Below are 22,086 nucleotides of genomic sequence, written 5' to 3'. Positions count from 1 at the left end.
GGGCTTTCAGAATTGCATTGATTGCTTCAACTGCTGCGCCGCCGGCGAGTCTGTTGGGCTGACCATCGCATAGTTGTACCCGCCGCCGGACCAGTAATCGGCCTGCAGATCGCCGTCGCTGCGGCTGCCGCGTGGCAGAAAGGTGTTTTTCGGCCCCGGTGGCCGCACGTAGAAACTGACCTTGTGACCGCTGCGATCCTCATACATCACCATCGCCGCCGGACCTTCGTCGGTGCTGAGCAGACGGCCACTGACCGGTTCGAAGCCGGCGGATTTCAGATCCGGCAGACGACTGGCCTGAGTGAAATACCGGTCGAGCCAATGCTGCATGTCGCCGTCACTGTCGACTTTATAGTCCGCCGGCAATATTCCCTGCTGTGCAATCAGTCGATAGGCCTGCAAGGCATCGGTCATTGGCAGCACAGAGGCGCGCGCGAGGGTCATTTCCCGCGCCTGCCAGCCACTGAAACCACCGAGGCCGACCGCGATCAGCAAAACTGCCGCGCTGGCCAGATGACGCCGTGATTGACGCTTGAGACGCTGGCGAATCTGCGCCGGATCCAACTGCGGATTCGTCGGTTGTTGCAACGCACCGCCCAGCGCAGCGCGCAATTGTTGGGCATCCTGCTGCCAGGCGCGAACCTGTGCGGCGGTGTCCGGATGATTGGCCAGCCAGGCGTCGAGGACGCGCCGATCGGCCTCGCTGAGTTGGTGGTCGACGTACGCGTGCAGGTCGCGTTCGCTGGGGGGCATGCTGATCATTTGAGTATCCGCAAGGAAGGGCTGCTGATTTCGCCGTCGCTGAGCTGGCGCAAGGCCTGACGAGCGCGGGACAGACGCGACATCACCGTGCCGCTGGGGACGTTAAGGATTTGCGCGACTTCCTTGTAGCTCAAGCCTTCCACCGAAACCATCAACAGCAGGGCTCGCTGTTCAGCAGGCAGGCGATCGAAGGCTTGCAGGGTCGATTGGGCGATCACCGTGCGCTCGGTCGAGGGCTCGGCGTCATCGCGACCGGTGAAGAATTCGAGCATCCGCGCATAACGACGGGAGCGCCGATGGGCGTCGAGAAACTGCCGATAGAGGATTGCGAACAGCCATGCACGCACGTCACCCTCGGCGCGTTTGCCGCTCCAGCCGGACAAGGCCCGTTCAAGGCTGGCCTGCACCAGATCGTCGGCGCTGGCGCCATTGTGCGTCAGAGACAGGGCGAAGCGCCTCAGACGGGGAATCAACTCACGCAGGTGTTCGTCGAGTGTGTTCATGGAAAGGGGCATGCCTGGGGTAGAAACGGCGGTATTGATTAGCAAGACGCCGCTTGATGCAGGTTATTCCATGAATCTGCGTGAAAGTTTTTTTTCTTAACTGGGTAGGAAAGTTCGTCGCGTTTTGTAGTCAGCGTAATAATGTTGCATGTCCCGGCTCAACGGGTTCGACATGCGCAGGCAGGCAACCTCGCCGAATGCGCTTTGTCGCCCGATGAGATCAAGGGGGACCTTTTTTATGCAAGCTTTCGCAATTTCCAACCAGCCGCAATCCCGTGCGGGAATTGATAGTTCATGGCAACGTTTTGGGTGTGGCCCGAAAGCCACACCGGCATTTTCTCTGATTCACCACGCCATTGAGGCGCAAGCGGTGCGCATGCCCGAGGGCATCGCGGCTCACTGTCGGGGCGAGACAATCACCTATGGCGAATTGAACCGGCAGGCCAATCGCCTCGCTAGGCATCTGCTTGAGCAAGGGGTGGCCGCTGGCGATCATGTCGCGCTGTTTGTCGAGCGCTCGATTCCTATGCTGGTGGGGATGCTGGCAACACTGAAAATCGGCGCTGCCTACATTCCTCAGCATGTGGGGATCACACCGACGCACCAGTTGCAGCACATCATGAAGGTCGCTCGCACGCGCATCGTACTGACGCTCTCGGAGCTGGCGTGCGCAATCCCGCTGACGACACTGCAGCACTGCATACACCTCGATACCTTTATCAAGACGCCGTCATCGCAAGCTGATGAGCGCAACCCCGCCGGTCAACAGATTTCGGCCGATTCGCTGTGCTTCGTGCTGTTCACCTCGGGCACGACCGGCGTACCCAATGGCGTACGTGTCACGCAACGTAATGTCTGCAATATTCTGCTGACCGCCCCGGGCAACCTCGGTATGCAGCCGGGATGCAAGGTCGGACAAATCCTCAACATTGCCTTCGACATGGCGGCTTGGGAGATTTTCGGGTGTCTGGCCCATGGCGCAACGTTGCTGATTCGCGGCAAGAACATCGCCGCGACAGCCGAGCAGTGTGATGTGCTGATCGCCACGCCGTCGATTCTTGCCACGCTGGAGCCGGAACGTTGCACCCGTGTGAGGGTGGTGGCGCTGGCGGGTGAGCCTTGTCCGCAACCCCTGGCAGATCGCTGGGCATCGTTTTGCCAGTTCTATAACGCCTGCGGGCCGACCGAAACCACCATCGTCAACACCATGCAGCGCTACCGGCAACCAGGCGCCTTGACCATTGGCAAGCCGACGCCGAACAACACCGTGTATGTGCTGGATGAGGCAGGGCAGTTATGCGCGCCCGGTGAGCCGGGCGAAATGTGGGCGGGCGGGGATTGTGTGACGGCAGGTTATCTGTGCAATCCGCAATTGACCGCTGAACGCTATCGCGCTGACCCCTTTCTCGGTGAGGGCCGCATGATGTTCCGCACCCGAGACCTGGGCCGCTGGACGCAGGACGGTGAGTTGGAGCACCTGGGACGGGTCGATGACCAGGTCAAGATTCGCGGTTTCCGTGTGGAACTTGACTCGGTTTCCACTGCGCTTGAGGCATCCCCGAGCTGCGAGCGGGCGGTTACGTTGAAACTCGACAATCGCAACCTGGTGGCGTTTGTCTATCCGCGCACCACGGACATCGTCGCTGCCCGCCATTGCTGCGAACAGCGCTTGGCCTATTACTGCGTGCCGACTCTCATTCTGGCGGTGGACAGCATTCCGCTCACTTCCCGAGGCAAAGTCGACAAGCGTCTGTTACTCGAATGGGCCATGGCGCATCAACGGCAGCAGAGCAACGCTCAGGAGACGGGGCAATGAGTCGGCTGGATGCGGGCCTGGTCTTGCCCCCCCGGCGGGCACTTTGGCGGCGGTTGGGCTCGCTGCCGGTGTTTTCCCACTACAACCGTTTGTTTGCGCTGGTGCTGATCGTCAATGTCGCAGCGTTGGGCCATGGTCTGACCGCTGGGCAATGGTGGACAGGCGACAGTCTCGCATTGCCGACGCTGTCTGGCTGGGTCACGGCGAATCTGTCATTGGCGATTCTGGTTCGCCAGCAGTACCTGATCAATCTGCTGTTCTGGCTCGCAACCCGCGTCCCCACTAGCTGGCCGCTGGCAATTCGGCGCTCGCTGGCCAAGGTTTATCATTTTGGTGGTCTGCACAGCGGTGGTGCGGTTGCCGCGATCGTCTGGTTTGCGCTGTTGTTGGCGGTGATGCTCCAGGATCGATTCGCGGGGCCGGGTACCGTCTCGATGACGCTGTTGGCTGTCAGTGGCAGCCTGCTCGGCGTGCTGTTGTTGATGGCGATCATGGCACTGCCGCGCATTCGCTCGACGTTCCATAACGCGTTTGAACGAACCCATCGTTTTGGCGGCTGGACGGCACTCGGGCTGTTTTGGGTGATGACACTGATCGCCGCCCGTGATCAGAACCCGAAGGCGAGCCTGCTGCAGATGCTTGGCGACTCGACCTCGTTCTGGATGCTGCTATTACTGACGTTCAGCATCGTCCTGCCGTGGCTGCGCCTGCGCAGGGTGCCGGTGACACAGGTAAAGCCGTCGTCGCATGTGCTGATTGCAGGGTTCGAGCATCTGACGCCGTTTGCCGGATCGTCCACGGCCATCAGCCTCAATCCGCTGTGGGAATGGCATTCATTTGCCAATATTCCTGCGCCGGGCCAGCCTGGTTTTCGCTTGATCATTTCCCGCGCGGGCGATTGGACGGGGCGCTTGATTGATCAGCCATCGACTCATGTCTGGGTCAAGGGCATCACTACCGCAGGTGTTGCCCACATTGAAACGCTGTTCAAGTCGGTGGTGTATGTCGCGACCGGCAGTGGCATCGGTCCGGTGTTGCCGCACCTGCTGGCACAACAAGTGCCGATCCACCTGATCTGGTCAACCCGCAGCCCGCGCAAGACCTATGGCGATGAACTGGTGGACGAAATTCTTCGGGCTCAACCCGGTGCGCATATCTGGGATACCGACCTATCGGGTAAGCCGGATCTGGTGGCGTTGGCCTACGCGGCCGTCCAGGCAACCGGTGCCGAGGCGGTGATCTGCATTTCCAATCAAACACTGACTGAACGTGTTGTCGAGGAAATGGAGGCGCGAGGCATTGCGGCCTACGGCGCCCTCTGGGACTCCTGACGACCGCGCCTGTGACTTACTGAAATTTTCCCTTGTTTGAAGAGATTGTCATGAACCTGTTGATTGAACGACATGGGCGGGTTGCCCTGATTCGACTGAACCGCCCCCAAGCCCGAAATGCGCTGAGCACGTCACTGATGCAAGAGTTGCTGGCGACGTTGCAGTCGCTGGACAGCGATCCGCAGGTGGGCTGTTTCGTCATCGCCGGGACGAAGGACTACTTCGCTGCGGGCGCGGATATTCGTGAAATGTACGACAAGAGTTGTGCTGACATGATCCGCGAAGACTATTTCGCCGGTTGGGAGGCCTTTTCGCGGCTACGCACACCGAAAGTCGCAGCGGTGAGCGGCTACGCATTCGGCGGTGGCTGCGAGCTTGCCATGATGTGTGATGTGATCATTGCGGCGGACACCGCGCAGTTCGGGTTGCCGGAAATCAGGCTTGGGGTCATGCCTGGAATGGGCGGCACCCAGCGTTTGACCCGCTTGATTGGTCGTGCCAAAGCCATGGACATGATTCTGACCGGACGCTCGCTTTGCGCCGCGCAAGCCGAGCAGGCCGGTCTGGTATCGCGGGTGACCGATTCCGCCGAGGTTTTGCCGCAAGCATTGGCCGTCGCGCAACAGATCAGTGGTTTTCCGCGCACGGCGGTGCGTGCGGCGCGGGAGGCCGTAGACCGCGTTGATGAATCGGGCTTGCGCGAGGGCATTGTGTTCGAGCGCCGTTCCTTCCATGGCTTGTTCGCGACGCCGGGGCAACGGGAAGGCATGCGGGCATTCCTGGAGAAGCGTGCGCCTCGATTTGAGCTGGACCGCTAGTGGTTTGAATACGTCGCTCGCGATCAGATGAAAGAAACTACAGTTCAAAGGGAATAACCCTGCGAGACGAACGTCTCATAGCACCTTTCCCTATGGCCGATGGCCCTGGAGTCTTTCATGGTTGATCGCACCTCACCCCCGGGCGGGCCGCAGCGTCCGCCCTTGAGTGGCGCAAGCCTGGTGCTGCGTCTTGGCGGCATCGCGATAGTTGTCGCGGCTGTCGCCGGGGCGTTTGCCTACGTCCACGGTAACCTTGACCCACAACGTCTGACGCCCAAGGCGCTGGTCGATGTGCTGGAGAAAAACAACGGCGTGCATCCCGGGTTCCGTCGCAACCACGCCAAAGGCGTGTGCGTGATCGGGCATTTTGAGAGCAGCGGCGAGGCGCGGGCGTTTTCTGTCGCGCAGGTGTTCAACGAGGCGCGGACTCCGGTGGTCGGGCGCTTCGCATTGCCGGCGGGCAATCCCTACGCCCCGGACAGCAGCGTACCGATTCGCAGTCTGGCGCTGCGTTTCAGTCAGGCCAACGGTCAGCAATGGCGCACCGGGATGAACAGCATGCCGGTGTTCCCGGTCGGCACGCCCGAAGCGTTCTATCAATTGCAGCAGGCGCAGTCGCCGGATCCGGTCACGGGCAAACCGGACCCGTCGAAGGTGCCGGCATTCTTCGCCGCGCACCCGGAAGCCGTGCCGTTCCTGACGTGGGTGAAGACCGCCAAACCCTCGGCCAGCTATGCCACCGAAACCTACAACAGCGTGAATGCGTTCTATCTGGTCAGCGCCAGTGGGCAGAAGCAGGCGGTGCGCTGGAGCGTCACGCCACTGGCGCGCGATGCCGCCGGAGCAACAGCGCCGGAGGGCGCGGATTTTCTGGAAAAGGATTTGGTGCAGCGACTGGCCGAAGGGCCGTTGCGCTGGCAGTTGAACATCACCTTGGCCAACCCCGGTGACCCGGTAAACGATGCAAGCAAAACCTGGCCCGACGGCCGCAAGGTGATCAACGCCGGCACGCTGGTACTGGAGAAGACCCAGCCGCAGCTCAGCGGTGAATGCCGAGACATCAATTACGATCCGCTGGTGCTGCCCGCCGGTATCGAAGGCTCCGACGACCCGTTGCTCGCTGCGCGTTCCGCCGGTTACGCCGATTCCTACCTGCGGCGTACCAGTGAAGTCAGCCAACTGCCCGCCGCCAGACAGGAGGCTCGCCCATGAGCACGCAACCGACTCATTTCGCGCTGTTGGCGCGGCTCCTGCACTGGCTGATGGCGGTCATGATCATCGCCATGTTGTTCATTGGCGCCGGCATGGTCACTTCGGTCTCACAGCGGCATGAATGGCTGATTCACCTGCATAAACCGCTGGGGATTGCGATTTTGCTGCTGGTGGTCGTGCGCCTGTTGGTACGGTTTTCTACCCGACAGCCGCCGCTACCGGCCGATCTGCCGGGCTGGCAGGTGATGGCGGCCAAGGCTTCGCATGTGTTGTTGTACGCATTGATGTTGGTGCTGCCGCTGCTCGGTTGGGCGATGATCAGTGCGTCGGGGGAGCCGGTGATGCTCAGTAATACCCTGCAATTGCCGTCGATCCTGCCGGCCGATGCGCAGGTGTTTGCCATGTTGCGCAAGGCGCACGGTTATCTGGCGTACCTGTTGTTTCTGACCGTGCTGTTACACCTGGCGGCGGCGCTGTTCCACGGTTGGGTGCGCCGCGACGAGGTGCTCGACAGCATGTTGCGCGGTCGCCAGCGCAATTAACCGGCCTGTGTGGCGCACCGCTGCGGTGCGCCACTTTTCAGGGTCAGCCACCAGTAACCCAGCGCCAGCGCATTGATAGCGGCGCCAAGCAGGCACACGCCGCTCCAGCCGGCCCACGCGTATGTCGCCGTGGAAAGGATTGAACCCACGGCGCTGCCAATCGAGTAGAACAGCATGTAGCCGGCAGTGAGGCGGCTTTGCGCTTCGGGGCGCACGCTGTAGATCATGCTCTGGCTGGTGACGTGTACGGCCTGCAGGCCCAGATCCAGAGTGATCACCCCCAGCAACAGCGCCCACAACGAGGATTGGGTGAGGGCGATTGGCAGCCACGAGGCGAGCATCAGCAGCAGCGACACACCACTGACCCATTGGCCCAGACCGCGATCGGCGAGATGTCCGGCGCGTGCTGCAGCCAGTGCCCCGGCGGCGCCGGCCAGTCCGAACAGGCCGATTTCGCTGTGCGACAACGACAGCGGCGGGGCGGCCAGCGGCAGTACCATCGGCGTCCACAGGACCATAGCGCTGGCGAAGGTCAGCAACGCGAGAATTGCCCGTTGGCGCAGCACCGGCTCTTGTTTGAACAGGCGGAACACCGAGACGATCAGCGCGCCGTAAGCGCTGGACCGTTGCGCGGACTCACGCCTGGGCAGGACGCGCAACAGTAGAAAGGCCATCAGCAGCGTCAGCCCCGCCGACAACAGATAAATCGCCCGCCAGCCGGCCAGATCAGCCATGGCACCGGCCACGGTACGGGCGAGCAGAATACCGACGACGATTCCGCTGGTGACCACGCCGACCACTCGACCGCGTTGCGCCGGGATGGCCAATGTCGCGGCGTAGGCCACCAGCACTTGCGTCACCACCGCGAGCAAACCGGTCAACGACATGCCGAGCAGCAGCCACAGACTGTTGGGTGCCAGCGCAATCATCAGCAGGGCGACTGCCGAGAGCAGGGTCTGGGTGACGATCAGTCGGCGTCGGTTGAGCAGATCGCCGAGGGGCACCAGCAATACCAGACCGATGCCGTAACCGATCTGCGTCAAGGTCATGACGATACCGATGCTTGCCGGTGACATGGCGAATGCGTCGGCCATGGCGTCCAGTAGCGGCTGCGCGTAATACACGTTGCCCACGGCCAGACCGCAGGCAATGGCGAACAGCAGCACCACGCTGCTTTTGAGTGGTTGAGGTTGCATGCCCTGATTCCTTTTTGGGTTTCAAATTAAAACCAGAATCAAAGTAAGCATTCTGGTTTTAATTTGCAACCTTGTCGGTCATGGCATTTGATCGCGCAAAAAAAAGATCGCAGACCATGCTGCGATCTTCGGGTGGAGCGGGGGGAGGAATCAGCGCAGGGTGTCGACCATGTCGGCGATGGTGGTCAGCACGTCTTTGCCCAACTGTTTCGAGCGTTTGCCCGACCAGCCCGTTTCTTTGTTCGGATGATCGTCGTGATCCTTGAACGGCATTTCCAGGGTCAGCGACAGGCAGTCGTATGTCTGACCGACCGCGTTGCAGGCCAGCGTCATGTTGGCCTGGCCCGGTTCGTCGCGGGTGTAGCCGAACTGGGTCTGGAAGTCCTTGGTGGTGTGCTTGAGGTGCGTGCGGAAATGCTCTTCGAGCTTCTCGATGCGCGGCGTGTAACCCGGATTGCCTTCACAACCGGCGGTGAACACGTGGGGGATTTCCTCGTCACCGTGTACGTCCAGGAACAGATCGACGCCATACTTTTCCATCTGCTGTTGTACGAAAAGTACCTCGGGGCTGACGTCCTGACTGGCGCTCTGCCAGGCGCGATTCAAATCCTGGCCCATGGCGTTGGTGCGCAGGTGACCGTGGAAGGCGCCGTCCGGGTTCATGTTCGGCACCAGATACAAATCGGCGCTGGCCAGCAGTCTGTTCAGCACCGGATCGTCGTGGCGTTCCAGGCGCTCGATCACGCCTTCCATGAACCATTCGGCCATGTGCTCGCCCGGGTGCTGTTGCGCGATGATCCAGATTTTGCGCTGGCTCTCGACACCGCTGCCCTTGCGCAGTAACTGAATGTCACGCCCTTCGACGCTCTTGCCGGTGGCCAGCAGTTCGGTGCCGGCCTTGGTCAGCGCCTGCTCGATCAACCAGTCATGACGACCGCGGCTGTAGGGTTCGAAGTAGGCGAACCAGGCGTGGGTTTGCTCGGCTTCAAGGCAAAAGCGCAGGCTGTCACCTTCGAAACTGGTGGGAATGCGGAACCAGTTGACGTGGTCGTAGGAAGCGACAGCCTGATAGCCGGTCCAGGCCTTGTTGTAGGAGGATTGACTGGCGTTGACCAGGCGGAACCAGTGTTCCTGATGAACATGCAGGCCGCTGGCCTTGAAGTGGAACCACTGAAAATGCGCGCTGCGGGTATCCGGGCGGATGGCCAGAACCGGGTTGAGCGGATTGGAGATGTCGATGACTTGGATGTTGCCGCTGTCGAAGTTGGCGCTGATGTCGAACGAAGATTTGGCCACGGTCATAATCGGTTCCTGAATATGATTTTTATGGCGGCTACTTTACACGCAAGACTGAGGTGAAACCGAGGGAAATTGCGGCTTGCGGTAGGGGGCGTCTTCCGTGACGCGCAAGCAGCTTAGAGACTGTGCGATTGATTCTCAAGTGCTAATTGTCATTGGTTTGCCCCAATCTGGCCGGGCCAAGCTTGCCAAGCGATATTCTTTTGATATTATCCGCGCCATCGAATTTGCAGCACCCACAGACTTCATTAGCCTGAAGCCATAAGCCCGAAAAACGGGCAAAAAAAGACCCGGCAAAAAGCCGGGTCAAAAACCGTGATTAGCCTGATGAGGAGATAGTCCAGAAGACCGACCTGAGGTCTCTGGTCCATCGACTGATCTCGCGATCAGCTGCTTGCAATAATAATCATTATCATTTGCAAGTCAAACGTTTTTATCTGCGCGATTGGAAAATTCTTTCCTGTCCGCTCACTTCCCGTGTTCGTCAGAGCTGCTCGCCATCAATCGAATGGTCGACCATCGCTCGCGCCATATCCACCATATGCACCACCGAAAAGGCCAGGTCACGGCTTGCGCCCTGCAGGTTTTCGGCTGCCTTGAAGGCGGTGGCCGCTGCGCAACGCAGCAGATCTGACGCATGCACCAGCGCTTCCTCGCCGCTCAGATGGCGTTTCACATCAAAAAAACGCTCATCGACCTCGGGTTCTGACACAGCTGGTTTCAAGTAATAGTCCAGCGCTCGCTGCGCTGCCGCGTTGCCTTGAGGGGAGGTAAACGTGGTGTCCATTTGCAGATCGGGCAAGTCTTTGCTGCTGATATTCATGGTGAAGGGTCACTCCTTGTTCGATTGGAAGTCCGTGCTTTCAGGATAGTACGATGCGTAGTTGTGACCAGAATTTAAATACTACAATATGTGTTTTGCCGGCCGAAGGCGGGGCAAGTAAGGTGCCGCACATGGATAAATGGATTGAGTTGGTCAAGGCCAAGATGAGTGAACTCAAAATCACTCAAACAGAGCTCGGAGAGCGCGTCGGCATGTCCCAGGGCGGCATCGGCCATTGGCTGAACAAACGCCGCGAACCGGGCATCACCCAAATGAACCGCGTGTTGCAGGCGCTGGGCATGGACTTCCTCGAAGTGGTGCTGGTGATCCGTGAACCGCAGGAAGCGGCGGATGACGAAATGCCATTGGCACAGAAGTACAACCCGTACTTCCGCTACCCGGTCAGTGACTGGTCCACCTCGTGCGAAATCCGCGAGAGTGCAGCCACAACCTATGCTCCGACGCAGGACAAGCAGCGCTTCGAACTGACGGATTATCACGCCCGTGGTGCGGCGTTCTGGCTGACGGTGGCGGGGGATTCCATGACCGCACCGACCGGCCAGAGCATTGCCGAGGGCATGCTGATTCTGGTTGACCCTGAGGTGGAAGCACTGCCCGGCAAACTGGTGATCGCCCAGTGGCAAGGCTGCGATGAAGCGATCTTTCGCAAGCTGGACGAAGAGGGCGGCCAGCGTTATCTGGTACCGCTCAATCCGACCTGGCCCAAAGCCTTGTTCACCGATGAGTGTCGAATCATTGGCGTAGTGGTTCAGGCCACAGCGCGTTTCTAGCCAGATCGATCCTCGTTCGGCTCAGGATCGATCCTCTGGCTACAAGGCTTCCAGTTCAACCAAAGCGCTGCCTTCGCTGACCATTTCGCCTTCCTGGCAATACAGCGCTTTGATCACTCCCGCATGGGGCGCGCGAATGCTGTGCTCCATCTTCATCGCCTCCAGCACCACCAGTTGCGCACCGGCCTCGACCGATTGCCCGGCCTCCACCAACACCCGCACGATGCTGCCGTTCATGGGCGCAGTCAGACCGCCCTGATGGCTGTGGCTGGCGTCGACGGCGCTGATCGGGTCGTAGGTCTGAATACGCCGTAACTCGCCGTCCCATTGCAGGTGCAGCGAATCGCCCTGGCGAATGGCGCGCAAGGTGCGGCGCACGCCGTCGCGCTCGACCACCAGCGTTTCACCGCAAAGTCGGGCGTGGCTGGTGATGCCCAGCGTCAACGCCCGGTCCTGGCCCTCGCAGCTCAAGTGCAGAGTGATTTCCGCCGGCAGGCCCGCGCGCAAACCTCGGTTCAAGGCCCACGGCGATCCCGGATCATCTTCCCGAACAGCGCTAGGCAAACCCTGTGCAAAAGCCTGTGCTGCGGTTTGCCAGAACTCATCGCTCAACTCCCTCGGAGCAGGCAGCAGCGTTTCCTGATAACGCGGAATGAACCCGGTATCCAGCTCCGCGGCGGCAAACGCTGGATGCGCGATGATCCGCCGCAGGAAGTTGATGTTGGTCTTCAAACCGCCGATCGCGAACTCATCGAGCATGCTCAACAGCCGCAGCCGCGCCTGCTCGCGATCCTCGCCCCAGGCGATCAGCTTGCCGAGCATCGGGTCGTAGAACGGCGAAATTTCATCACCTTGCTCAACACCGCTATCGACCCGACGCCCTGGTCCCGCAGCCGATTCACGATACAAATCCAGGCGGCCGGTAGCCGGCAGGAAATCATTCGACGGATCTTCGGCATACAGGCGCACTTCAATCGCATGGCCATTGAGCGGCACCTGATCCTGGGTGATCGGCAACGCTTCGCCGCGCGCCACACGAATCTGCCACGCCACCAGATCGAGTCCGGTGATCGCTTCGGTGACCGGGTGTTCGACCTGCAAGCGCGTGTTCATCTCCATGAAGAAGAATTCGCCGCGCGCATCCAGCAGGAACTCCACGGTCCCCGCGCCGACGTAACCAATCGCCTGCGCCGAACGCACAGCCGCTTCGCCCATGGCCCGGCGCAGCTCCGGAGTCAGGCCCGGGGCCGGGGCTTCTTCGACGACTTTCTGGTGCCGGCGCTGAATCGAACAATCACGCTCGTTGAGGTACAGGCAGTTGCCATGCTGATCGGCGAACACCTGAATTTCCACATGGCGTGGTTTGAGCAGGTATTTCTCCACCAGCATCCGCGAATCGCCGAATGACGACTGCGCCTCACGCTGCGCCGAGGCCAGGGCTTCGGCCAATTGGCTGACGTCCTCAACAACTTTCATGCCTTTGCCGCCGCCACCGGCCGTGGCCTTGAGCAGCACCGGATAGCCAATGCGTGCGCAGGCATCGCGGAAGGTATCGAGATCCTGCGCCTCGCCGTGATAGCCCGGCACCAGCGGCACGCCGGCGGTTTCCATCAACGCCTTGGCCGCCGATTTGCTGCCCATCGCGTCGATGGCCGAGGCGGGTGGACCAAGGAAAATCAGCCCGGCTTGTTCAATGGCGCGGGCGAAGCCGGCATTTTCCGACAGAAAGCCATAACCCGGATGAATCGCCTGCGCGCCGCTGGCCTTGGCCGCCGCGATCAGTTTGTCGATTTGCAAATAGCTGTCAGCGGCTTTGCTGCCACCGAGATCAACGCGGACATCCGCTTCCCGGCTGTGCCGCGCTTCGCGGTCGGTCGCGCTGTGCACGGCGACGGTGGTCAGGCCCAGCGCCTTGGCGGTACGCATGACCCGGCAAGCGATTTCGCCACGGTTGGCCACCAGCAGGGTGGTGAGGACAGGTGCGCTCATCAACGCGGCTCCTTGGGGGTGGTTGCAGCCTGCCAGCTTGGCGGACGTTTTTGCAGAAAGGCGCGCAAGCCTTCCTGACCTTCAGGGCTGACGCGGATGCGTGCGATGGCGTTTTCGGTGTAACGGCGCAGCGCCGGGGTCAGCGCGCCGTTACCGACTTCGCGCAGCAGATCCTTGCTGGCGCGCATCGCGGCGGGACTGTTGAGCAGCAGGTTGTCGATCCATTGTTCGACCGCTTGATCAAGCTCGGCGGCCGGGTAGCTCTCGGACAACAAACCGATTTCCCGCGCACGCTGCCCGCCGAAACGTTCAGCGGTCAGGGCGTAGCGACGCGCAGCCCGTTCGCCGATGGCCTGCACCACGAACGGACTGATCACCGCAGGTGCCAGGCCGATGCGCACTTCCGACAGACAGAACTGCGCGTCATCGCTGCCAATCGCCATGTCGCAGCAACTGATCAGCCCCAGCGCGCCGCCGAACGCCGCGCCCTGCACCACGGCCACGGTCGGGACTTTCAGCTTGGCGAGGTTGTACATCAGCTCCGCCAGTTCCCGGGCGTCGTCGAGGTTGGTGTGGTAATCGAGCTCGGCCGATTGCTGCATCCACGCCAGATCGGCGCCGGCGCTGAAGTGTTTGCCGCGTCCGCGCACCAGCAGGAAACGCAGGCTGGCATCGCTGGCCACCTTGTCCAGCGCCAGAATCAGTTCGCGGATCATTTCGGCGTTGAACGCGTTGTTCTTTTCTTCGCGGCTCAGCCACAGGGTCGCGAAACCCCGTGGATCGCTCTGCAATTCGAGGGTGTTGAAGTCGCTCATAGGGTTCTCCCGATCACATCCGGAACACGCCGAAGCGGCTCGGTTCGATAGGCGCGTTCAGCGACGCGGACAAGGCCAGAGCCAGCACGTCACGAGTCTGCGCCGGGTCGATGACGCCGTCGTCCCACAGTCGTGCGCTGGAATAGTAAGGGTGACCCTGCTCTTCGTATTGGTCGAGGATCGGTTGCTTGATCTCGGCTTCCTGCGCGGCGCTGAAGGCCTGCCCGCTGCGTTCGGCCTGCTCGCGCTTGACCTGCACCAACACGCCCGCAGCCTGCTCGGCGCCCATCACGCCGATGCGCGCATTCGGCCACATCCACAGGAAGCGCGGATCGTAAGCGCGCCCGCACATGCCGTAGTTACCGGCGCCGAAGCTGCCGCCGATGATCACGGTGAATTTCGGCACCTTGGCACAGGCCACCGCCGTCACCAGCTTCGCGCCGTGCTTGGCGATGCCGCCGGCCTCGTATTTCTGCCCGACCATGAAGCCGGTGATGTTCTGCAGGAACAGCAGCGGAATGCCGCGCTGGCAGGCCAGTTCGATGAAGTGCGCGCCTTTTTGCGCGGCTTCGGCAAAGAGGATGCCGTTGTTGGCGAGGATCGCGATCGGGTAACCGTGCAGGTGCGCAAAACCGCAGACCAGCGTGGTGCCGAACAGCGCCTTGAATTCATCGAACACCGAGCCGTCGACCAGCCGCGCAATCACTTCGCGCACGTCGAACGGCTGTTTGGCGTCGGCGGAAACCACACCGTACAACTCATCGCTGGCGTACAGCGGCGCAATCGGCGTGCGTTGTTGCACTTCACCGAGCTTGCGCCAGTTGAGGTTGGCAACGCTGCGGCGGGCGAGGGCGAGGGCGTGTTCGTCGCTCTCGGCGTAATGGTCGGCGACCCCGGAAATCTTGCAGTGCACATCGGCACCGCCGAGGTCTTCAGCGCTGACCACTTCTCCGGTCGCGGCTTTCACCAGCGGCGGGCCGGCGAGGAAGATGGTTGCCTGGTTGCGCACCATGATCGCTTCGTCCGCCATCGCCGGCACATAGGCGCCGCCAGCGGTGCACGAGCCCATGACCACGGCGATCTGCGGAATGCCCATCGCGCTCATGTTGGCCTGGTTGAAGAAGATCCGGCCGAAGTGTTCGCGATCCGGGAACACCTCGTCCTGACGCGGCAGGTTGGCGCCGCCCGAGTCCACCAGATAGATGCACGGCAATCGGTTCTGCTGGGCGATGGTCTGCGCGCGCAGGTGTTTTTTCACGGTCAGCGGGTAGTACGAGCCACCTTTCACCGTCGCGTCGTTGGCGACGATCATGCACTCGACGCCTTCGACCCGGCCGATCCCGGCAATCACGCCGGCGGCGGGAACGTCTTCGCCATACACCGCGTGCGCGGCGAGCTGGCTGATTTCCAGAAACGGCGAGCCCGGGTCCAGCAGGCGATTGATCCGCTCACGCGGCAGCAATTTACCGCGCGAGGTGTGCCTTTCCTGGGCTTTCGCGCCGCCACCTTGCGCCACGTGGGCGAGCAGGGTGTGCAGGGCGTCGACCTGTTCGAGCATCGCCGCGCTGTTGGCGGCGAACTCCGCTGAACGGGGGTTGAGCTGGGTATGCAGGATAGCCATGGACAGCTCCGTTTTAGCGGGTTTCGTTGAACAGTTCGCGGCCGATCAGCATGCGCCGGATCTCGCTGGTGCCGGCGCCGATTTCGTAGAGCTTGGCGTCACGCAGCAGGCGGCCGGCCGGGAATTCGTTGATGTAGCCGTTACCGCCGAGAATCTGGATCGCGTCGAGGGCCATTTGCGTCGCGCGTTCGGCGGTGTAGAGGATCACCCCGGCGGCGTCCTTGCGCGTGGTTTCGCCGCGCTCGCAGGCCTGGGCCACTGCATACAGGTAGGCGCGGCTGGCGTTGAGCTGGGTGTACATGTCGGCGACTTTGCCCTGGATCAGCTGGAACTCGCCGATGCTCTGGCCGAACTGCTTGCGGTCATGGATGTACGGCACGATCAGGTCCATGCACGACTGCATGATCCCGGTCGGGCCGCCGGACAGCACGACGCGCTCGTAATCGAGGCCACTCATCAGCACTTTGACGCCGCCGTTGAGCACGCCGAGGATGTTTTCTTCCGGCACTTCGACGTCATCGAAAAACAGCTCGCAAGTGTTGGAGCCGCGCATGCCGAGCTTGTCGAACTTGTTGCTGCGGCTGAAGCCTTTCCAGTCGCGTTCGACGATGAATGCAGTGATACCGTGCGGGCCTTTTTCCAGGTCGGTCTTGGCGTAAATCACGTAGGTGTTGGCGTCAGGGCCGTTGGTGATCCAGGTCTTGCTGCCGTTGAGCACGAAACGGTCGCCGCGCTTGTCGGCGCGCAATTTCATCGAGACCACGTCGGAACCGGCGTTTGGCTCGCTCATGGCGAGGGCGCCGACATGTTCGCCGCTGATCAGCTTGGGCAGGTATTTGCTTTTTTGTTTGTGGTTGCCGTTGCGGTTGATCTGGTTGACGCAAAGGTTGGAATGCGCGCCGTAGGACAGCGCCACCGAGGCCGAACCGCGGCTGATTTCTTCCATCGCCACCACGTGCGCCAGGTAACCCAGACCCGCACCGCCGTACTCTTCCGGCACGGTGATACCCAGCAGGCCCATGTCGCCGAACTTGCGCCACATATCGGCCGGAAACAGGTTGTCGTGGTCGATCTGCGCGGCGCGTGGGGCGATCTGATCGGCGACGAAGGACTGAACCTGATCGCGCAGCATGTCGATGGTTTCACCGAGGGCGAAGTTCAGGGATGGGTAGCTCATGGGTCACCTTTTGGCTTTTTTGTAGGGTGGGGAGGGCAGTCGAACGGCTCTCACCTTTACGTTAACGTAAGCCTGCGCTGGTTGGCTGTCAATCACCCTTTACGTTAACGTCAACATAGGCGAGAGTAGGACCAGTTCAGGATTGAAGCGGAGTGCTTTTGGTGGGGGCGGGCTTGTGTGGCGAGGGGATTCATCCCCGATGGTTGGCGAAGCCGACCCAAAACCTGTGAATGCGGTTCAGCAGGAAAAACTGAGGTGCGCTTCGCACACCATCGGGGATGAATCCCCTCACCACAAGGCCACCCGCAAAAAAGTGAGCTCCGGTAAACCCACTAATAAAGACAATAGGGGTCATCATGGATCAACCCAGTGCAAACCCGCAGCGCAGCTACACCCGTGGTTCCCAGAGCAAAGCCTTGCTGGCGATGACCATCGGGCAGAAGTTCGACGAGACCGTCGCGCAGTACCCGGACGGCGAGGCGCTGGTGGTGCGCCACCAGCAGCTGCGTTACACCTGGCAGCAACTGGCCGACGCGGTGAACGTGCATGCCAGAGCGCTGCTGGCGCTGGGTTTGCAGGCCGGTGACCGGCTCGGCATCTGGGCGCCGAACTGCGCGCAGTGGTGCATCACGCAAATCGCCACGGCGAAGATCGGCGTAATCCTGGTCAACATCAACCCGGCCTACCGCAGCTCCGAACTGGAATACGTGCTCAAGCAGTCCAGTTGCCAGTGGCTGGTGTGCGCCGGCGCTTTCAAGTCCTCCAACTACCACGCCATGCTGCAAGGGCTGGTACCGGAACTCGCAGAGCAATCCATCGGCCATTTGTGCAGCGAACGTCTGGCGGATTTGCGCGGGTTGATCAGCCTTGATGCACAGCCGCCTTCGGGTTTTCTCCCGTGGTCGCAACTGGCAGATCTGGCCGCCAGTGTCTCTGCCGAACAATTGCGTGAACGCAGCGACAGTCTGCACTTCGATCAACCGGTGAATATCCAGTACACCTCCGGCACCACCGGTTTCCCCAAGGGCGCGACCCTCAGTCACTACAACATCCTCAACAACGGTTACATGGTCGGCGAAAGCATCGGCCTGACCCCGAGCGACCGCCTGGTGATCCCCGTGCCGCTGTATCACTGCTTCGGCATGGTCATGGGCAACCTCGGCTGCATCACCCACGCCAGTACGATGATTTACCCCAATGACGCGTTCGATCCGCTACTGACCCTGCAAACCGTCGCTGAAGAGCAAGCCACCGGGTTGTACGGCGTGCCAACCATGTTCATCGCCATGCTCGATCAGCCGCAGCGGGCCGAGTTCGATCTGTCGAGCCTGCGCACCGGGATCATGGCCGGTGCCACCTGCCCGATCGAAGTGATGCGGCGGGTCATCAGTGAGATGCACATGAGCGAAGTGCAGATTGCCTACGGCATGACCGAAACCAGCCCGGTGTCACTGCAGACCGGGCCAAACGATGAGCTGGAGCTGCGCGTGACCACTGTCGGCCGAACTCAGCCACAGCTGGAAAGCAAGATCATCGACGAGGCCGGTAACCTGGTTCCGCGCGGCACCATCGGCGAACTCTGCACCCGTGGTTACAGCGTGATGCTTGGTTACTGGAGCAACCCGCAAGCCACCGCCGAAGCTATCGATGAGGCGGGCTGGATGCATACCGGCGACTTGGCGAGCATGAACGATGAGGGCTATGTGAATATCGCGGGGCGTAACAAGGACATGATCATTCGCGGCGGCGAGAACATTTACCCGCGTGAGCTGGAAGAGTTTTTCTTCACTCACCCGGCGGTGGCGGACGTACAGGTGATCGGCATTCCGTGCTCGCGTTACGGTGAGGAGATCGTCGCCTGGATCAAGTTCCACCCCGGCCACAATGCCACCGAACAAGAGCTGCAAGCGTGGTGCAAGGAACGCATCGCCCACTTCAAGACGCCGCGTCATTTCAAGTTCGTCGAGGAGTTTCCAATGACGGTGACGGGCAAGATCCAGAAATTCCGGATGCGCGAGATCAGTATCGAGGAGCTGAGGACAGTCGAGCGGTAAGCACAATCCCTGTGGGAGTGAGCTTGCTCGCGAATGCGGAGTGTCAGGCGACAAATTTGTATTTGATACACCGCCTTCGCGAGCAAGCTCGCTCCCACAGGGGATTTGTGGTGTTTCAGGAATCAGAGAAAGCACAAAGGGGAGCCGAAGCTCCCCTTTAATTTTGTCGTCGCGTGCTCTTTTTTATTATTGAGGGGCGGTCTGTTGTTGTTTTTGGCAACCGTGGCCCTTTACCGCTGTTTTTGGCGACCCCCATCCGGGGTCAAGAGCAAACGTATTTTTTTGAGCGCTGATCTGCTTTCTCGTCTAGCGATCCAACCGATTCGGGAGCTACCTGAAGGTAGTTTTATTGTTCTCTGCCCGGTTGCGGGTCACTCCTGAGAGCACCCTGAAAAGCACACCTTCTCCAAAAAAATCTGTTAGCTGCGTCTCTGCCGTGTTGTTTTTGTTATGTCAGAGTCGGTACGTCTTATTTTTATTGGTTTGCTGCTTTTTATTCTTGTTATGCCATAGAGATAGCAGAAGCCGTGCCAACTTTTTAAAACTCTTTTAAATCAATAGCTTGAGATTTTTGAAGGTTTTTTCCTTCAGGCAAAACCAGACAATTTGTTTCCGTGTTACTCGACTACGCCCACGTTTCAGACACCGCGGTAACACCTTCGCCCTCACTGGGCGTTACGGGCCTTGGCCACACGCGAACCACTCGGGCGACCGAGCACCGCACTGATCTGCTGACCCGCGGCGATCAAGGCGTCAAGATCGATACCTGTCTTGATACCCAGACCGTTGAGCAGGTACACCACGTCTTCGGTGGCGACGTTACCGCTCGCGCCTTTGGCATACGGGCAGCCGCCGAGACCGGCAATAGAGCTGTCGAACACCGCAATGCCTTCCAGCAGACTGGCATAGATGTTGGCCATCGCCTGGCCGTAGGTGTCGTGGAAGTGCCCCGCAAGCTTTTCCCGTGGGACTTGCGCCGACACCACTTCGAACAGCCGCCGCGTGGCGCCGGCAGTGCCGGTGCCAATGGTGTCGCCGAGGGACACTTCGTAGCAGCCCATCGCGTACAGTTCACGCGCAACCATCGCCACTTGTTCCGGCGCGACCTCGCCTTCATAAGGGCAACCCAGCACGCAGGAGACGTAACCGCGGACTGTAACGCCGTGCTGTTTCGCGGCTTCCATGATCGGTGCGAAGCGCGCCAGGCTTTCGCTGATCGAGCAATTGATGTTGCGCTGCGAGAACGCTTCGGACGCAGCGGCAAACACAGCGACTTCCTTGACCCCCGCAGCCAGTGCGTCTTCAAAGCCGCGCAGGTTCGGCGCCAGTGCGCCGTAGGTCACGCCGGGTTTGCGCTGGATCTGCGCGAACACTTCGGCGGAACCGGCCATCTGTGGCACCCATTTCGGTGAGACAAAACTGCCGACTTCGATGTAGCCAAGACCGGCGGCGCTCAGGGCGTCGACCAGTTGTACCTTGTCAGCCACGCTGATCGGTTGGGCTTCGTTCTGCAGACCATCGCGCGGGCCGACTTCGATCAGGCGTACTTGGGAGGGGAGGGACATGGGATTGACCTGTAGTTATCTAAAGACTGCGGATGCCCCCTTGTGGGAGCGAGCTTGCTCGCGAAAGCGGTGGATCAGTCGACGAAAGATTTGAGTCGGACCGTATTCGCGAGCGAGCTCGCTCCCACAGGGGATAGGTTTTTCCGTTAAATAGCCTGCTGACCCTTGAGCGTCTGTTCCAACGCCTGCACGCAGCGTTCTTCCGCGGTGTCGAGCTCCAGCTTCATCTGTTCGATGTCGAGCAGCTGCTGCTCGAGCTGTTCGCGGCGTTCGCTGATTTTCGCCAGCATGCTGTTGAGCTGTTTGGTGTTACCGCTGGACGGGTCGTAAAGTTCGATCAACTCGCGGCATTCGGCGAGCGAGAAACCAATGCGCTTGCCGCGCAGGATCAGCTTCAGGCTGACCTTGTCGCGGGGTGAATAGATGCGTTCCTGGCCACGGCGCTCAGGGCTGAGCAGGCCTTGCTCTTCATAAAAGCGGATCGCCCGGGTGGTGATGTCCAGCTCGCGGGCGAGGTCGGAAATGCTGTAGGTCTGGCTGCTCATGAAAGCGCTCGAAAAAAGGTCTTGGCGCTAAGCTAATGGCGAGTTGACGTTTACGTCAAGCAGGAAGGATCGTTGCTGTCAGTGCCGGCCTCTTCGCGAGCAAGCTCGCTCCCACAGGATCAGTGGCGTGCACAAGACCATGTGGGAGCGAGCTTGCTCGCGAAGAACGATAACGCGGTAGCCAGCCTTACACCTTATCGAGCTTCTTCTCCTGCGCCGCCACCTGCTGGCACAACTCGATGATCTGCTCGCGCATCCAGCGGTTGGCTGGGTCCTGGTCGGTGCTTTCATGCCAGTAAAGGTGAGTCTCCACCGGCGGCACGTCGTTGACTGGAAGGTTGAACGCATGCAAATCGTTGCGCCGGGCAAAACGCTCGGGCACGGTCATGACCATGTCGGTCTGCTGCATGACCTGGGACGCCATCAAGTAATGCTGCGAGCGCAGGGCGATCTTGCGCTGAATGCCCATTTTCCCCAGGGACAGATCGACATAGCCCAGACCGCTGCGGCGGCTGGAGATGTGGATATGCGTCAGCGACAGGTAATCGTCGAGGCTGAGTTTTTCCTTGCCCGCCAGCGGATGGCCCTTGCGCATCGCACAGACGTAACGGTCTTCCATCAGCTTGACGTGACGCACTTGCGGATCGGTATTGAGCGGCGCATCGACGGCGAAATCCAGACGTCCGGCCGCCAGTTCCTTGGTGGTTTCACGGCGTTTGGACAGAAAGCTTTCAATGATCACGGTGGGCGCCAGACGCCGCAAACGCTGGAACAGCGGCGGCAGAATCACCGCCTCCGTCAGGTCGGTCATGCTGATGCGGTAAGTCTTCACCGCCTGCGCCGGGTTGAAAATCCGGCTCTCTTGGACCGACACCCGCAGTAGCGACAGCGCGTTGCGCACCGGGCCGATGATGTTCTGCGCCATCGGCGTCGGCACCATGCCCTGAGCGGTGCGCACGAACAGCGGATCGTTGAAGGTCTCGCGCAACCGCGCCAGCGCGTTGGACACCGCCGGCTGGGTAATCCCGACAATCTGCCCGGCGCGGGTCAGGTTGGCTTCGGTGTAGATCGCGTCGAAGACGATGAAAAGGTTGAGGTCGACCTTACTCAGATTCATTACGCGGCTTCTCTTGTTCTAGGGGCTGACGATCAGCGGATCATATATCGGTGATGAATGTTTATACACGCCGAGAATAGGCTAGGTAAATTATCAGCGCTGTTCTAGCA

19 protein-coding genes are annotated in these 22,086 nt (G+C 60.6%); 7 read left to right on the top strand and 12 right to left on the bottom strand.

The genetic code is table 11. The features are described 5' to 3' along the window. Window positions 1-6: 6 nt before the first annotated feature. On the bottom strand, window positions 7-762 hold the full coding sequence (locus AB1J88_RS10390; protein ID WP_041068759.1) for an anti-sigma factor family protein: 756 nt from the start codon (window positions 760-762) through the stop codon (window positions 7-9). Beyond that, window positions 759-1,265 carry an RNA polymerase sigma factor gene (locus AB1J88_RS10385; RefSeq protein ID WP_222015237.1) on the bottom strand — a complete coding sequence of 169 codons (507 nt, stop codon included), beginning with the start codon at window positions 1,263-1,265 and terminating at the stop codon, window positions 759-761. The genes AB1J88_RS10390 and AB1J88_RS10385 overlap by 4 nt, the downstream gene beginning before the upstream one ends. A 238-nt stretch (window positions 1,266-1,503) precedes the next feature. Here AB1J88_RS10385 and AB1J88_RS10380 point away from each other — a divergent pair, with 238 nt between their 5' ends. The 5 genes from AB1J88_RS10380 to AB1J88_RS10360 all read left to right on the top strand — a co-directional run bounded on the left by AB1J88_RS10380 (window position 1,504) and on the right by AB1J88_RS10360 (window position 6,984). Then, complete coding sequence (locus AB1J88_RS10380) at window positions 1,504-3,081, top strand: amino acid adenylation domain-containing protein (RefSeq protein ID WP_430292684.1); 1,578 nt, start codon at window positions 1,504-1,506, stop codon at window positions 3,079-3,081. Then, window positions 3,078-4,412, top strand: a complete 1,335-nt coding sequence (locus tag AB1J88_RS10375) for a hypothetical protein (protein WP_222015235.1) — start codon at window positions 3,078-3,080, stop codon at window positions 4,410-4,412. Before AB1J88_RS10380 ends, AB1J88_RS10375 begins: the two co-directional genes overlap by 4 nt. Window positions 4,413-4,462: 50 nt before the next feature. Next, on the top strand, window positions 4,463-5,230 hold the full coding sequence (locus tag AB1J88_RS10370) for an enoyl-CoA hydratase-related protein (protein ID WP_430292683.1): 768 nt from the start codon (window positions 4,463-4,465) through the stop codon (window positions 5,228-5,230). 117 nt (window positions 5,231-5,347) lie between these two features. After that, window positions 5,348-6,442 (top strand): catalase family peroxidase, encoded by a 1,095-nt coding sequence (locus AB1J88_RS10365; protein ID WP_430291000.1) that lies wholly within the window; start codon window positions 5,348-5,350, stop codon window positions 6,440-6,442. Then, the gene (locus tag AB1J88_RS10360) at window positions 6,439-6,984 is read left to right on the top strand and encodes a cytochrome b (protein ID WP_430290999.1); all 546 of its coding nucleotides are present in this window, start codon (window positions 6,439-6,441) and stop codon (window positions 6,982-6,984) included. Before AB1J88_RS10365 ends, AB1J88_RS10360 begins: the two co-directional genes overlap by 4 nt. On the opposite strand, the gene AB1J88_RS10355 is transcribed toward AB1J88_RS10360, so the two are convergent. The 3 genes from AB1J88_RS10355 to AB1J88_RS10345 all read right to left on the bottom strand — a co-directional run bounded on the left by AB1J88_RS10355 (window position 6,981) and on the right by AB1J88_RS10345 (window position 10,302). Further along, window positions 6,981-8,180 carry an MFS transporter gene (locus AB1J88_RS10355; RefSeq protein WP_430290998.1) on the bottom strand — a complete coding sequence of 400 codons (1,200 nt, stop codon included), beginning with the start codon at window positions 8,178-8,180 and terminating at the stop codon, window positions 6,981-6,983. The genes AB1J88_RS10360 and AB1J88_RS10355 overlap by 4 nt on opposite strands. A gap of 150 nt (window positions 8,181-8,330) precedes the next feature. Continuing rightward, complete coding sequence (locus tag AB1J88_RS10350) at window positions 8,331-9,482, bottom strand: M14 family metallopeptidase (protein ID WP_430290997.1); 1,152 nt, start codon at window positions 9,480-9,482, stop codon at window positions 8,331-8,333. A 481-nt stretch (window positions 9,483-9,963) separates the two neighbouring features. Then, window positions 9,964-10,302 carry a DUF6124 family protein gene (locus AB1J88_RS10345; RefSeq protein ID WP_003223691.1) on the bottom strand — a complete coding sequence of 113 codons (339 nt, stop codon included), beginning with the start codon at window positions 10,300-10,302 and terminating at the stop codon, window positions 9,964-9,966. 131 nt (window positions 10,303-10,433) lie between these two features. Between AB1J88_RS10345 and AB1J88_RS10340 the strand changes: the two genes are divergently transcribed. Further along, the gene (locus AB1J88_RS10340; protein ID WP_086794635.1) at window positions 10,434-11,093 is read left to right on the top strand and encodes a LexA family protein; all 660 of its coding nucleotides are present in this window, start codon (window positions 10,434-10,436) and stop codon (window positions 11,091-11,093) included. A 39-nt stretch (window positions 11,094-11,132) separates the two neighbouring features. Here AB1J88_RS10340 and AB1J88_RS10335 read toward each other — a convergent pair whose 3' ends face one another. Genes AB1J88_RS10335 through AB1J88_RS10320 form a run of 4 tightly spaced genes read right to left on the bottom strand, consistent with a single transcriptional unit; the run spans window position 11,133 to window position 16,695 of the window. Further along, window positions 11,133-13,082, bottom strand: coding sequence for an acetyl/propionyl/methylcrotonyl-CoA carboxylase subunit alpha (locus AB1J88_RS10335; protein WP_430290996.1), 1,950 nt, complete (start codon window positions 13,080-13,082; stop codon window positions 11,133-11,135). Beyond that, window positions 13,082-13,897: a gamma-carboxygeranoyl-CoA hydratase gene (locus AB1J88_RS10330; RefSeq protein WP_198759125.1), complete on the bottom strand. Its 816-nt coding sequence runs from the start codon at window positions 13,895-13,897 to the stop codon at window positions 13,082-13,084. Before AB1J88_RS10330 ends, AB1J88_RS10335 begins: the two co-directional genes overlap by 1 nt. A 13-nt stretch (window positions 13,898-13,910) precedes the next feature. Continuing rightward, a complete protein-coding gene (locus tag AB1J88_RS10325; protein ID WP_041068786.1) occupies window positions 13,911-15,518 on the bottom strand; it encodes a carboxyl transferase domain-containing protein in 1,608 nt (535 codons plus the stop codon). Between the two features lie 13 nt (window positions 15,519-15,531). Beyond that, complete coding sequence (locus AB1J88_RS10320) at window positions 15,532-16,695, bottom strand: isovaleryl-CoA dehydrogenase (protein ID WP_430290995.1); 1,164 nt, start codon at window positions 16,693-16,695, stop codon at window positions 15,532-15,534. Between the two features lie 356 nt (window positions 16,696-17,051). On the opposite strand from AB1J88_RS10320, the gene AB1J88_RS10315 reads away from it, so the two are divergent. Next, window positions 17,052-18,749: an AMP-binding protein gene (locus tag AB1J88_RS10315; RefSeq protein ID WP_430290994.1), complete on the top strand. Its 1,698-nt coding sequence runs from the start codon at window positions 17,052-17,054 to the stop codon at window positions 18,747-18,749. Between the two features lie 665 nt (window positions 18,750-19,414). Here AB1J88_RS10315 and AB1J88_RS10310 read toward each other — a convergent pair. From AB1J88_RS10310 to AB1J88_RS10300, 3 genes are all read right to left on the bottom strand, one after another. After that, window positions 19,415-20,314, bottom strand: coding sequence for a hydroxymethylglutaryl-CoA lyase (locus tag AB1J88_RS10310; RefSeq protein ID WP_401065246.1), 900 nt, complete (start codon window positions 20,312-20,314; stop codon window positions 19,415-19,417). 146 nt (window positions 20,315-20,460) lie between these two features. After that, a complete protein-coding gene (locus tag AB1J88_RS10305; protein ID WP_041075047.1) occupies window positions 20,461-20,859 on the bottom strand; it encodes a MerR family transcriptional regulator in 399 nt (132 codons plus the stop codon). Window positions 20,860-21,046: 187 nt separating this feature from the next. Then, complete coding sequence (locus tag AB1J88_RS10300) at window positions 21,047-21,976, bottom strand: LysR family transcriptional regulator (RefSeq protein WP_041075049.1); 930 nt, start codon at window positions 21,974-21,976, stop codon at window positions 21,047-21,049. Window positions 21,977-22,086: the final 110 nt, after the last annotated feature.

The sequence above is a fragment of the Pseudomonas sp. S8 genome, assembly GCF_050473925.1.
GTDB classification, from domain to species: Bacteria; Pseudomonadota; Gammaproteobacteria; order Pseudomonadales; family Pseudomonadaceae; genus Aquipseudomonas; species Aquipseudomonas parakoreensis.
Note: the sequence above shows the minus strand (reverse complement) of the source record. Positions and strands in the feature narration are given on the sequence as shown.

Coding starts and splice junctions, on each gene's coding strand:
- AB1J88_RS10390 (WP_041068759.1), bottom strand. CDS start 762: ATGATCAGCATGCCCCCCAGCGAACGCGACCTGCACGCGTACGTCGAC.
- AB1J88_RS10385 (WP_222015237.1), bottom strand. CDS start 1,265: ATGAACACACTCGACGAACACCTGCGTGAGTTGATTCCCCGTCTGAGG.
- AB1J88_RS10380 (WP_430292684.1), top strand. CDS start 1,504: ATGCAAGCTTTCGCAATTTCCAACCAGCCGCAATCCCGTGCGGGAATT.
- AB1J88_RS10375 (WP_222015235.1), top strand. CDS start 3,078: ATGAGTCGGCTGGATGCGGGCCTGGTCTTGCCCCCCCGGCGGGCACTT.
- AB1J88_RS10370 (WP_430292683.1), top strand. CDS start 4,463: ATGAACCTGTTGATTGAACGACATGGGCGGGTTGCCCTGATTCGACTG.
- AB1J88_RS10365 (WP_430291000.1), top strand. CDS start 5,348: ATGGTTGATCGCACCTCACCCCCGGGCGGGCCGCAGCGTCCGCCCTTG.
- AB1J88_RS10360 (WP_430290999.1), top strand. CDS start 6,439: ATGAGCACGCAACCGACTCATTTCGCGCTGTTGGCGCGGCTCCTGCAC.
- AB1J88_RS10355 (WP_430290998.1), bottom strand. CDS start 8,180: ATGCAACCTCAACCACTCAAAAGCAGCGTGGTGCTGCTGTTCGCCATT.
- AB1J88_RS10350 (WP_430290997.1), bottom strand. CDS start 9,482: ATGACCGTGGCCAAATCTTCGTTCGACATCAGCGCCAACTTCGACAGC.
- AB1J88_RS10345 (WP_003223691.1), bottom strand. CDS start 10,302: ATGAATATCAGCAGCAAAGACTTGCCCGATCTGCAAATGGACACCACG.
- AB1J88_RS10340 (WP_086794635.1), top strand. CDS start 10,434: ATGGATAAATGGATTGAGTTGGTCAAGGCCAAGATGAGTGAACTCAAA.
- AB1J88_RS10335 (WP_430290996.1), bottom strand. CDS start 13,082: ATGAGCGCACCTGTCCTCACCACCCTGCTGGTGGCCAACCGTGGCGAA.
- AB1J88_RS10330 (WP_198759125.1), bottom strand. CDS start 13,897: ATGAGCGACTTCAACACCCTCGAATTGCAGAGCGATCCACGGGGTTTC.
- AB1J88_RS10325 (WP_041068786.1), bottom strand. CDS start 15,518: ATGGCTATCCTGCATACCCAGCTCAACCCCCGTTCAGCGGAGTTCGCC.
- AB1J88_RS10320 (WP_430290995.1), bottom strand. CDS start 16,695: ATGAGCTACCCATCCCTGAACTTCGCCCTCGGTGAAACCATCGACATG.
- AB1J88_RS10315 (WP_430290994.1), top strand. CDS start 17,052: ATGGATCAACCCAGTGCAAACCCGCAGCGCAGCTACACCCGTGGTTCC.
- AB1J88_RS10310 (WP_401065246.1), bottom strand. CDS start 20,314: ATGTCCCTCCCCTCCCAAGTACGCCTGATCGAAGTCGGCCCGCGCGAT.
- AB1J88_RS10305 (WP_041075047.1), bottom strand. CDS start 20,859: ATGAGCAGCCAGACCTACAGCATTTCCGACCTCGCCCGCGAGCTGGAC.
- AB1J88_RS10300 (WP_041075049.1), bottom strand. CDS start 21,976: ATGAATCTGAGTAAGGTCGACCTCAACCTTTTCATCGTCTTCGACGCG.